Below are 10449 nucleotides of genomic sequence, written 5' to 3'. Positions count from 1 at the left end.
TCACTGCATGACCTCATTTGCCCAAAGCGAGCGTTCAGCGTTGTGCGACACCTTCCTGGAGGTCGGTCCCGACGCGCCGACGCTCAGCGGCTCGTGGCGTACACGTGACCTGGCCGCACACCTGATCCTTCGCGAACGCCGTCCGGACGCTGCCATCGGCATGTTTCTCGCGCCGCTTGCCGGACGCACGGACAAGATCCAGGCGTCGCTGGCGCAGCGGCCGTTCGAGGAGTTGGTCGACACCATCCGCAGCGGCCCGCCGAAGTGGAACCCGATGGCACTGGGCAGCATCGACGAGGCCGCGAACCTGGGCGAGTTCTTCGTGCACCACGAGGACGTGCTGCGTGGGGTCGACCCCGCCGCTCGCCGCCAGCTCGACCCGGCCGAGCAGAAGGCGCTGTTCGGGGTGCTCTCCCGCATGGGCATGCTGACCCTGCGGTCGTGCCGCGTCGGTGTGGTGGCCGATTCACCGGGGTACGGACGTCGGTCGCTGCGCAGTCCGAAGGACGAGCACGGCAACGTCGTGATGACCGGTGAACCCAGCGAGATCGTGTTGTACCTCTTCGGACGTGGTGAGGTCGCCGACGTCGAACTCGACGGTGCCGATCACGATGTCGCGGCCTTCCGCGAGACGAACCTCGGCGTCTGATCACGCGTTTCGCCGTTGGCTCAGAGGACGAGCTTGAAGCCCTCATGACTGCCTTCGTAACCGAGCCGCTCATAGAAGCGGTGGGCATCCAAGCGCGACTTGTCGGTCGTGAGTTGAGCGAGCACCGCCCCACGGCTGCGTCCGTACTCGTGCGCCCAGCCGAACATCGCTGCACCCAGGCCGGTTCCGCGGACTGAGGCCGATACACGGACGGCCTCGATGAGCAATCGTGTGGCGCCTGCCCTGGCCAGTCCCGGGATCAGCGTGAGTTGGAACGTTCCGACGACTGCAGCTTCGTCGTCCGCGACGACCGCGAGGAACTGGTTGGGGTCGGCGTCGATCGCGGCGAAGGCCCTTTCGTAGACCGACTCGTCGCTGCGCTCCCTGGTGGCGCCGAGAGGATCGTCCGCCAGCAACTGCACGATGGGCCGGACGTCATGTGCGGTTGCCCTGCGCACCGAGTACCGATTGCCGTCGACGCTGAGTTCGTTCACTTGTTCATCGTGACAGGCGTTCCACGGACCGGCGCAGCGACGCAGGCCATGAACCGGGGGGCGCCGACCACCGCCGCTGGTTGAGCCTGGACGCTGCGACGAAGGACTGAGTCCAGTGCCGAAACCCTGGTGAGATCCGGTCCTTGGTGACCGACCCACCCGCGAGATCAGTGCCACGGAGGTTGTCGGTGGTCCCGCCTAGAGTCTTCTCATGGGCATCAGCTACGAGTTCTACGAACCGGAGTCTCCGGTGGAATTCGTTCTGTTGGAATCGATCTCGGATCACAAGCAGCGTTTGTTGAAACAACTGGTCGATGCATTGGGGTCGCCGTCGGAGGTCCTGGAGTTCGCGGTTCAGATGTCGCAGGACGCGTTCCACGGACTGCACGCAGACGCCCTGCAGCACCCGGGGGACATCGCCTCTGCCCGACCCGTCGATGCCGATGACCACCGCATGCTCGAGAAAGCAGTGACCGGTTCCACCCAGTTGGCATCGATCTCCCAAGCCGTGCAAGCCATGGCAATGGCGCGGTACGCCGCGATCGATGAAGAACTCGTCGATTCCGACACCGGTGTCACCGCGAAGGTCGAACACGCCCTCGGGCACCAAGCGTCGTTCGCCGACACCGACCTGGCGGCCGCGTGCCAGATGGCACCCCGCACCGCGTCGAGCAAGATGAGCAACTCCATCGACGTCTGCACCAAAACACCCGGGTTGCTCGCAGCGGCGGTCGAGGGGTCAATCCCGTACTGGAAGGTGTCCCTCGTCGCGTCCGAGCTGGTGAACGCTTCACCCGAGACGTCCCACCGGGTCGAGCAGCACCTACTCGACACCAAAGGCTTCGACACCTGGGGCTACCTGAAGGTGAAGACCGCCGCGCGGGCGCTGGTGACCCAGTGGGAAGAGGAAGCCGCGAAGAAGACCCGCCAGAAGGAAGCCAAAGAAGCCACCGGTGTCTGGGTGCGTCCCTCCGACATCCCGGGCATGGCCGAACTGCGCGCCATCGGGCCGGCCGACCAGATCGCTCGCATCTACGGAGCCGTCGACCAATTGGCTGATCAACGCTCGAAGAACCCGCCCGCAAGCGAGGGCAGCGAGACCGGTGAGTCGAAGCCGACGCTCGGACAACTGCGCCTCGGCGCGTTGCACGACCTCGTCACCCGAGGCGCCGACATCTCCTACCAGGTCGTGATCCAGGTCCCTGTGGTTCGTGAGGAACAGGCCGCCACGGCTGCAACGAAACGTGCCACCGACGATGCGGAACACGAGCCCGAGGCGTCCCCGGACGACGGGTCACCACCACCCGGACAGTCCACCTCATCCCCGCGAGGCCCTGACCATTCCGGAGCGCCGGCCGACACTGATGGCCCCGAATCCGGCTCAACAGCACGCGAATCGGACCACTGCTACACAACGGGGTGGGCACGGATCGCAGGGATCGGGTTCATCCGGCCCGATGTGCTCGACGCGTTGATCGAGCAGTTCGGTTGCCGCCTGACCCGAGCACTGGTCGACGCCGACACCGGAGTCACGTGTGAAACCTCGACGACCGCGTACGAGCCCACGCCGCGGATGAGGGAGTTCGTGCAGCAACGCGACCAAACCTGCCGGTTCCCCATGTGCACCAGGGCCGCCATCAGGTGCGACATCGATCATGTCGTCGAATGGCCGCAGGGACCCACTGACGGGCACAACCTCGCCGCACTCTGCCGACACCACCATGACGCGAAGACCAAGAAGCACTGGGACTACCACATGAGCGACGACGGAGTCTGTACCTGGACCTCCCGCACCGGCCGCACATATGTCACCTACCCCGACTCCGTGCACGACGCTTCATGAATCAGCCCCGTAGGGTCGGGTAGCCGTTCACGGTCACCAGGTTTCGGCACATGCGCCCTCCTCCGTCGAGCGCATGGCTCAACCAGCCGTGAGGCAACGGCTCAGCACAAACCTCGGTAGGGCGCATGGCTCAACCAGCGATTCAAGGACGGTTCAGCCCGGGTAGCTCGTGCCCCGCTCAACGGACGGGGTGACCCGCGGTTCGCAGCGCGGCCTTGACCTGGTCGATCCTCAGCTGACCGAAGTGGAAGACCGAGGCGGCGAGCACGGCGTCCGCGCCGGCCTCCACCGCTTGGACGAAGTGCTCGATCGTTCCGGCGCCGCCACTCGCGATGAGCGGCACGTCCACCTCGCGTCGAACAGCGCGGATCAGCTCGAGATCGAAGCCGTCCTTGGTGCCGTCGGCGTCCATCGAATTCAACAAGATCTCGCCGGCACCGAGTTCGCACGCCTGCACGCACCACTCGATGGCTTCGAGACCGGCGGATTCGCGTCCACCGTGGGTGGTCACCTCGAACGAGCCGTCCGCCGCCCGCCGCACATCGGCCGAAAGCACCAGCACCTGCGAACCGAACCGATCGGCGATCTCCCGAATCACCTGCGGTCGGGCGATGGCGCCGGTGTTGATCCCGACCTTGTCGGCCCCGGCCCGCAGCAGGCGATCGACGTCCCCGGCCTCCCGCACGCCCCCGCCGACGGTCAACGGAATGAACACCTCTTCGGCGGTCCGACGGACCACGTCGTACGTGGTTTCCCGGCCGGCCGAGCTGGCGGTGACGTCGAGGAAGGTCAGTTCGTCGGCACCCTGGTCGTCGTATCGGTGGGCCAGTTCGACCGGGTCGCCCGCGTCGCGCAATCCGGTGAAGTTCACTCCCTTGACCACCCGACCGGCGTCGACGTCGAGACACGGGATCACACGCACTGCAACCGACATGCGGCACAGCGTAATCTTCGGCACGTGACCGAGACCCCGACAGCTCAGCAGGCGGACGCCGCCGACCATCTGAGCCGCCCACAGGCGAAGAACCCCATGGTCGAGAAGATCGCCCGCGCAGCTCTTCAGCGTGCCGGCGAGATCACCGACCGCCCCGTGATGATCACGATCGACGGACGCTCCTCGACCGGCAAGACCACCCTCGCCGGCGAGTTGTCGACGGTGCTGGACAACGCGCCCGTCGTCCACATGGACGACCTCTACCCCGGCTGGAACGGCCTGGCAGCTGCCCTGCCGGCACTCACGGACGACATCCTGATCCCGTTGCGGGGCAACGAGGTTTCCACCTATGAGCAGTACGACTGGGTCGAGGGCGACTTCACTGCAGAGTTGTTCGTGGAGCCCGCGCCGTACGTGATCGTCGAAGGATGCGGCTGCAGTGTCGGCCCGGCGGGTCAGCTGAGCGACGTCCGGGTGTGGCTGGAAGCAGACGATGAGCTACGCCGCGCCCGTGGACTCGTCCGCGATGCAGGCGCGTTCGACGAGCACTGGGACACGTGGGCCGAGCAGGAAGAATCCTTGTTCACCGGTGACGAGACCCGCGAACACGCCGACCTGGTCTTCGACACCAGCCACTTGCTCCGCGAATCCGCCTGAACAAGGAAAACTTCGGTCAGCCCACGGATTCGTCCGGGTAGGCGTTGGCCTCCACCAATGCTGCCATTCGTTGCGCCTCGGCCTGGGCGAACTCGCCGTCGGCGCGCTGTACCGCCATCACGGCGAGCTGTTCGGTGTCCGCGAGATCGAGGATCAGCCACGGTGACCCACCGCCGAACTGGACGCCGAGGATCTCCTCCCAGGCGACCTCCCGGGTGAGGAAGAGGTTGCGCACGATCAAGCCCTTGTCGGTGGGCACGGCCTTGATCGCGGTGTAGCGCCAAAGGAACGCAGCCATGCCGACGCCGAGCAGGAACATCATGAGCGCGTCCAGGACGGTCCACCCGGTGACGCCGCCGCGGGGCAGGTTGATGGCCACGAAACCGAAGACCGCGATCGAGGCAAGCCCCGCCACCAGCGGCACCCACCGTCCGCTGCGGGGCCGGAACGGCGTGTACGGGTCGTGGTCGCCCGAATGGTGTGGGTCGGAACCGCTCGGGGTGTTCATCGAGAACTCACAATCGGCAGGCAGCGATCTCTGTCACCAGGATGGCACGAGCACCCAGGTCGTAGAGCTCGTCCATGAGGGCGTTCGTGCGCTTGCGCGGCACCATCGCACGCACCGCGACGTAGTCCGGGTCGTGCAACGGGGAGATCGTCGGTGACTCCAGGCCGGGCGTGATCGCGGACGCCTTCTCGACGAGGTCCTTGCGGATGTCGTAGTCGAGCATCACGTAGTCGCGGGCCGTGAGCACACCCTGCAAGCGGCGGACCAGGACGTCGACCGCGGGGTTCGCGCCGGCCTCCGCCGGGCGGATCAGAACGGCTTCGCTCTTCAGGATCGGCTCGCCGAACACCTCGAGCCCGGCGTTGCGCAGGGTGGTACCGGTCTCCACGACATCCGCGATGACGTCGGCGACGCCGAGGGTGACCGCGGTCTCGACGGCACCGTCCAGTCGGACGACGGACGCCTCGACACCGGCGTTCCTCAGATCGGATTCGACGAGACCTTCGAAGCTCGTGGCGACGCGCTTGCCCGCGAGGTCGCCCACCGAGGAAGCGACGCCCGGGCGCGCGGCGTACCGGAAGGTGGAGGCACCGAAGCCGAGCTGCATGGCCTCGATCGCCGGCGCTCCGGAATCGAGCAGCAGATCGCGGCCGGTGATGCCGACATCGAGCGTGCCGCGTCCGACGTATACGGCGATGTCCCGTGGTCGCAGGAAGAACAATTCGACGTCGTTGTCGGCGTCGACGACGACCAATTCCTTCGACTCACGACGACCGCGGTAACCCGCCTCGCGCATGATCTCGGCGGCGGACTCGGCGAGGCTGCCCTTGTTCGGCATGGCGACTCGCAACATGGTGAAACTCCTTGTGCAGATTGAAGATCGGCTCGAACCACTCGCGGCTCAGAGATGTCGGTAGACGTCCTCCAACGCGATGCCGCGCTCCAGCATCAGCACCTGCAGGTGGTACAGCAGCTGGCTGATCTCCTCGGCGGCCTTGTCGTTGCCCTCGTGCTCGGCGGCCATCCACACCTCGGCAGCCTCCTCGACGATCTTCTTGCCGATGAAGTGGACGCCGGCCTCGATCTCTGCGACCGTGCCGGATCCTTCGGGACGCTCGGCTGCCTTGTCCTGCAGCTCGGCCCACAACTGCTCGAAGCTCTTCACGGGGCACAAGGGTACGCAGCGGGGCGGAGCCCGCGGACGAGCGGCCGGGACGTGGACGCGCCCACGTGACCCCGGCCACTCGGCGGGTGGGGGTCAGGCCGTGACCGGTTGGCTCCCGCGCTCTCGCCGGGTCACCTTCACCCACTGGGTGAACCCGTAGATCACGAACAGCCCGTAGAAGATGTACATGACCGCTGTGGGCACATAGTCGGTGGCGAACCCGAACGGCACTCCCACCAGGTCGACCACGATCCACGCCAGCCAGAACTCGTTCCAGGCGCGGGCCATCGCGTACGTCGCGACGATCGACCCGACGAACACCCATGCGTCGCACCAGGCGAACCACCATTCCGGCGTCCAGTGCGGGTTGGCATTCGCGTCCAGGATCGCCTGGAAGACGGCGTGGGCAATCACCGTTCCCACGATCCAGAAAGCCGCCATCAGCAGGCGTTCCTTGTTCGTCGCCCATCGCGGGGTGACGGCCGCCTCGGACGCCTCCGCGCGCTTGTTCTTGCGGTGCTGGTTCCACCGCCACCAGCCGTAGATGCTGGTGGTGATGAAGAAGATCTGTCGCCCGGCCTGCCCGAACAGCGGGATGCGGGTGTCAGTGCCGAACGCGGCTCCGATGTAAACGAAGAACAGCATGACGTTGGCGACGATGCCGACCGGCCACGCCCACACCCAGCGCTTCATACCGAGGTAGGCGGACGCGACACCGATCAGCACACCGATCAACTCGAGCCAGTGCAGTTGGTACTTGCCGATGTCGAGGTGCCATTCCAACAGCTGCTGGAAGAAGTTCTGCTCGCCGCCCGCGGCAGCGGCCAGCACGGTCGTTCTCATGCGTGTTCTCCTGATGTGTGTCGTGGCGCGTCGCGAAGCGTACGCGCGGTCGCCAAGGCCGCAGTCGCGGCCTCGTATCCCTTGTCCTCACTCGAACCGGGCAAGCCCGCCCGATCCAGAGCCTGCTGATCGTCGTCGCACGTCAACACCCCGAATCCGACCGGGACGCCGGTGCGCACCGAGACCTCGGTGAGGCCGATGGTGGCTGCCTGGCAGACGTAGTCAAAGTGCGGTGTCCCGCCCCGCACCACCACGCCCAGTGCGACGACCGCGTCATGGTCGGCGGCCAGACGTGCCGCTGCGACCGGAAGTTCGAAGGATCCCGGGACGCGGACGACGGTGGCGTCCGCGACGCCGGCATCGTCCAGGGACCGCTGTGCTCCGGCGAGTAGGCCGTCCATCACCTGTTCGTGCCAACTCGCGGCGACGACAGCGACCCTCAGACCGCGCCCGTCGACCTGGACGGTCGGTGCTCCGTGTCCGCTCATACGGTTGCTCCTTCGTGGAGGTCGGGAAGGTCGTGACCCATCCGGTCACGTTTGGTCTGTAGGTAGCGCAGGTTGTGGTCGCTGACGCGCACCGGTGACAGCTCCATCGAACGAACCTCGATTCCGTTGTTCTGCAACCCGAGTCGCTTTGCGGGGTTGTTGCTGATCAGCCGAACATCGCAGATCTCGAGGCTGTGCAGGATCGCTGCTGCCGCCGCGTACTCCCGGGCGTCGACCGGCAGGCCGAGCTGCTCCTGGGCCTCGACCGTGTCGGCACCGGCGTCCTGCTGCGCGTAGGCCCGAAGCTTCTCCAACAGGCCGACGCCGCGACCCTCGTGACCACGCAGGTAGACGATCACACCGCCGTCGATCGCGATCCGCGCCATCGCGTCCGCGAGCTGCGGTCCGCAGTCGCACCGCAGCGAACCGAACACGTCGCCCGTCAGGCACTCGCTGTGCACCCGGACAAGTGATCCCGCCCCTGCTCCGCGGGGAGAGGTCAGCGCGAGGTGCTCCGTACCGGTGAGCAGGTCACGGAACCCGCGAGCCTCGAACATGCCGTGTTCGGTGGGAAGCAGCGTCCGGGCGACTTCCTCGACCCGGTCGTGTCGCTGCCTGTGGCATACGAGTTGCTGGATGGTGATCACCGGCAGGTCGTGTTCGGCACCGAAGCAGAGCACTGCCGGGCGACGCATCATCGAACCGTCGTCGTGGACGAGCTCGCCGATGACGCCCACCGGGGAGAGACCGGCGAGACGGCAGAGGTCGACGGCGGCCTCGGTGTGACCTCGCCGTTCCAGCACTCCCCCGTCCCGCGCCCGCAGCGGCAACACGTGCCCGGGCCGCACCAGATCGCCGGCGGTGGTCCGCGGGTCGCTGAGCACCTGCACGGTGCGCAATCGGTCGGCGGCGCTGATGCCGGTCGTCACACCGTTCTTCGCGTCGACGGAGACGGCGTATGCGGTGCGCAGTGGATCGGTGTTGTCGCGGACCATGGGCGGAAGGTCGAGCCGGTCGGCCAGCGCCGCCGGCATCGGCGCACACAGGTAGCCCGAACTGTGCCGGACGGTCCAGACCATCCACTCCTGGGTCGCGGTCTGCGCGGCGAGCACGACGTCGCCCTCGTTCTCCCTGGACTCATCGTCGGTGACGAGCACCGGACGTCCGTCTCGTAGCGCCTGGAGTGCGTCCTCGATGGAGTTCATGCCCTGACCCCCTCGACGACCAGGAGCCGCTCGGTGTACTTGGCGAGCACGTCGACCTCGATGTTGAGCCGGTCGCCGACCTGCTTCGTGGACAGGTTGGTGAGGGTGAGCGTGGTCGGAATGAGACTCACCGTCGCGCGGTCACCGACGAGTTCCGCGACGGTCAGCGAGACCCCGTCGAGGGTGATCGACCCCTTGGACACGACATACCGGGTCAGCCCGGCGGGCAGTTGGGCGGCGATCTTGGTCCAGTGTGCGTCGGCCCGGACGTCGACGATCTCTCCCACACCGTCGACGTGCCCTTGGACGACGTGTCCGTCGAAACGACCGTCCGCTCGCATGGCCCGCTCGAGGTTCACCGGCCTGCCCATGGCCAGCGAGGAGAGGCTGGTGACGTCGAGGGTCTGCGCCATCACGTCGACTGCGAACGAGGCGTCGTCGAACTCGGTGACGGTGAGGCAGACCCCGTTGACCGCGATCGAGGCACCTTGAGCGATGTCACGGACGACGTCCCTCGCCTCCACCACGATCCGGGCTGAATCTCCTTGCGGTTCAATGCTTTCGACGCGTCCGATTTCCTGGATGATTCCGGTGAACATCAGATTTCTCCTTCGGGTTCGAGCACGAGGCGGACGTCGGAACCGAAACGATCGACCTGCCGCAGGTTGAAGCGGCGGATCTGCGACATGGACTGCACTCCAAGGTCGGCGAGGGCCGCCGGGCCGGCGCCGAGCAGGGCAGGTGCGACGTAGGCGACGATGCGGTCGACGAGCCCGGCACGGACGAATGCGGCGGCCAGCGTCGGTCCGCCCTCGATGAGGACCGACCGGATCTCGCATTCGTGCAGGCGCGCGAGAACGTCGAGCGGGTCGTGCGTACGTAGGTGGACGGTCTCGGCCGACCCGTCAAGCAGCCGGCTGTCCGCCGGAAGGTCACGGTGCCCGACGACGACCCGTAGCGGGTCGGGTCCGGTGTACGCCGAGCAGCGAGCGGTGAGGGCCGGGTCGTCCGTCAGCGCGGTGCCGGTTCCCACGACGACCGCGCCGGAGCGCGCGCGCAGCGCGTGGACGTCCGCCCGGGACGCGTCCCCGGTGATCCACCTGCTGCTGCCGTCGGCCGCGGCGATACGGCCGTCGAGGGTGGTCGCGTACTTCCACGTCACGTGGGGCCGGCCGTGCTCGGCCGCGAAGAACCAAGCTTCGTTCAGCGCTCTGGAGGACTGTTCGAAGCGCGGGGACGCCTTTTCGACGGCGATTCCGGCCTCACGCAGCAGCGCTGCTCCGCCGCCTGCTCGCTCCGATGGATCCGCCGCTACGAAAACCACACGCTCGACCCCGGCGTCGATGAGCGCCTGTGCACACGGCGGCGTTCGTCCGACATGCGTGCAGGGTTCGAGCGTGATGAAAGCTGTTGCGCCCCGGGTCGATTCGCCGGACTGTGCGAGTGCGGCGGCTTCGGCGTGGGCCGTGCCCGCGCCTGCGTGGAAGCCCTCCCCGACGACCACTTCACCTCGCACGAGAACGCACCCGACGCGTGGATTGGGGTCGACGAGAGAGCCGAGCGCGGCGAGTGCCAGCGCACGGTCGAGCATCTGCTCGTCCAGGGGGCTGAGCGCCATCGGTTCCTCCGGTCGTCCGTCGTGGACGTGAACCGGGGGATGGCG

The 10449-nt window shown here is 67.0% G+C and carries 13 protein-coding genes; 3 read left to right on the top strand and 10 right to left on the bottom strand.

Features of this window, described 5'->3' with window-relative positions; translation table 11 throughout:
* Positions 1-7: 7 nt before the first annotated feature.
* Positions 8-649, top strand: coding sequence for a TIGR03085 family metal-binding protein (locus MF407_RS06170; protein ID WP_141928700.1), 642 nt, complete (start codon positions 8-10; stop codon positions 647-649).
* A gap of 20 nt (positions 650-669) precedes the next feature.
* On the opposite strand, the gene MF407_RS06165 is transcribed toward MF407_RS06170, so the two are convergent.
* Positions 670-1143, bottom strand: coding sequence for a GNAT family N-acetyltransferase (locus MF407_RS06165; RefSeq protein ID WP_141928701.1), 474 nt, complete (start codon positions 1141-1143; stop codon positions 670-672).
* Positions 1144-1354: 211 nt separating this feature from the next.
* Between MF407_RS06165 and MF407_RS06160 the strand changes: the two genes are divergently transcribed.
* The gene (locus MF407_RS06160; protein ID WP_239701771.1) at positions 1355-2986 is read left to right on the top strand and encodes an HNH endonuclease signature motif containing protein; all 1632 of its coding nucleotides are present in this window, start codon (positions 1355-1357) and stop codon (positions 2984-2986) included.
* A gap of 178 nt (positions 2987-3164) precedes the next feature.
* On the opposite strand, the gene hisF is transcribed toward MF407_RS06160, so the two are convergent.
* Complete coding sequence (gene hisF, locus MF407_RS06155) at positions 3165-3920, bottom strand: imidazole glycerol phosphate synthase subunit HisF (protein ID WP_239701770.1); 756 nt, start codon at positions 3918-3920, stop codon at positions 3165-3167.
* A 24-nt stretch (positions 3921-3944) separates the two neighbouring features.
* Between hisF and MF407_RS06150 the strand changes: the two genes are divergently transcribed.
* A complete protein-coding gene (locus MF407_RS06150; protein ID WP_239701769.1) occupies positions 3945-4577 on the top strand; it encodes a hypothetical protein in 633 nt (210 codons plus the stop codon).
* A 16-nt stretch (positions 4578-4593) separates the two neighbouring features.
* Here the strand turns inward: MF407_RS06150 and MF407_RS06145 are convergent, their stop codons facing one another.
* The 8 genes from MF407_RS06145 to ribD form a co-directional block, all read right to left on the bottom strand.
* The gene (locus tag MF407_RS06145) at positions 4594-5085 is read right to left on the bottom strand and encodes a PH domain-containing protein (protein WP_141928706.1); all 492 of its coding nucleotides are present in this window, start codon (positions 5083-5085) and stop codon (positions 4594-4596) included.
* Between the two features lie 7 nt (positions 5086-5092).
* Entirely contained in the window at positions 5093-5938 is an 846-nt protein-coding gene (gene hisG / locus MF407_RS06140; RefSeq protein ID WP_239701768.1) for an ATP phosphoribosyltransferase, read from the bottom strand.
* 48 nt (positions 5939-5986) lie between these two features.
* Positions 5987-6250 (bottom strand): phosphoribosyl-ATP diphosphatase, encoded by a 264-nt coding sequence (locus tag MF407_RS06135; protein WP_239701767.1) that lies wholly within the window; start codon positions 6248-6250, stop codon positions 5987-5989.
* Positions 6251-6343: 93 nt separating this feature from the next.
* Positions 6344-7093, bottom strand: a complete 750-nt coding sequence (gene pnuC, locus MF407_RS06130) for a nicotinamide riboside transporter PnuC (protein ID WP_239701766.1) — start codon at positions 7091-7093, stop codon at positions 6344-6346.
* Positions 7090-7581 carry a 6,7-dimethyl-8-ribityllumazine synthase gene (gene ribH, locus MF407_RS06125; RefSeq protein WP_141928710.1) on the bottom strand — a complete coding sequence of 164 codons (492 nt, stop codon included), beginning with the start codon at positions 7579-7581 and terminating at the stop codon, positions 7090-7092. The genes pnuC and ribH overlap by 4 nt, the downstream gene beginning before the upstream one ends.
* A complete protein-coding gene (ribB, locus tag MF407_RS06120) occupies positions 7578-8786 on the bottom strand; it encodes a 3,4-dihydroxy-2-butanone-4-phosphate synthase (RefSeq protein ID WP_239701765.1) in 1209 nt (402 codons plus the stop codon). Before ribB ends, ribH begins: the two co-directional genes overlap by 4 nt.
* A complete protein-coding gene (locus tag MF407_RS06115) occupies positions 8783-9385 on the bottom strand; it encodes a riboflavin synthase (RefSeq protein WP_239701764.1) in 603 nt (200 codons plus the stop codon). Before MF407_RS06115 ends, ribB begins: the two co-directional genes overlap by 4 nt.
* On the bottom strand, positions 9385-10404 hold the full coding sequence (gene ribD, locus MF407_RS06110; RefSeq protein ID WP_239701763.1) for a bifunctional diaminohydroxyphosphoribosylaminopyrimidine deaminase/5-amino-6-(5-phosphoribosylamino)uracil reductase RibD: 1020 nt from the start codon (positions 10402-10404) through the stop codon (positions 9385-9387). The genes MF407_RS06115 and ribD overlap by 1 nt, the downstream gene beginning before the upstream one ends.
* Positions 10405-10449: the final 45 nt, after the last annotated feature.

Origin of the sequence: Yimella sp. NH-Cas1, assembly GCF_022359705.1 — a bacterium.
Classification (GTDB): domain Bacteria; phylum Actinomycetota; class Actinomycetes; order Actinomycetales; family Dermatophilaceae; genus Yimella; species Yimella lutea.
This window is presented reverse-complemented; position numbering and strand designations above follow the sequence as displayed.

Excerpts from the sequence above, each read along its gene's own strand:
- MF407_RS06170 (WP_141928700.1), top strand. The coding sequence starts at position 8 with ATGACCTCATTTGCCCAAAGCGAGCGTTCAGCGTTGTGCGACACCTTC.
- MF407_RS06160 (WP_239701771.1), top strand. The coding sequence starts at position 1,355 with ATGGGCATCAGCTACGAGTTCTACGAACCGGAGTCTCCGGTGGAATTC.
- hisF (WP_239701770.1), bottom strand. The coding sequence starts at position 3,920 with ATGTCGGTTGCAGTGCGTGTGATCCCGTGTCTCGACGTCGACGCCGGT.
- MF407_RS06145 (WP_141928706.1), bottom strand. The coding sequence starts at position 5,085 with ATGAACACCCCGAGCGGTTCCGACCCACACCATTCGGGCGACCACGAC.
- hisG (WP_239701768.1), bottom strand. The coding sequence starts at position 5,938 with ATGTTGCGAGTCGCCATGCCGAACAAGGGCAGCCTCGCCGAGTCCGCC.
- pnuC (WP_239701766.1), bottom strand. The coding sequence starts at position 7,093 with ATGAGAACGACCGTGCTGGCCGCTGCCGCGGGCGGCGAGCAGAACTTC.
- ribH (WP_141928710.1), bottom strand. The coding sequence starts at position 7,581 with ATGAGCGGACACGGAGCACCGACCGTCCAGGTCGACGGGCGCGGTCTG.
- ribB (WP_239701765.1), bottom strand. The coding sequence starts at position 8,786 with ATGAACTCCATCGAGGACGCACTCCAGGCGCTACGAGACGGACGTCCG.
- MF407_RS06115 (WP_239701764.1), bottom strand. The coding sequence starts at position 9,385 with ATGTTCACCGGAATCATCCAGGAAATCGGACGCGTCGAAAGCATTGAA.
- ribD (WP_239701763.1), bottom strand. The coding sequence starts at position 10,404 with ATGGCGCTCAGCCCCCTGGACGAGCAGATGCTCGACCGTGCGCTGGCA.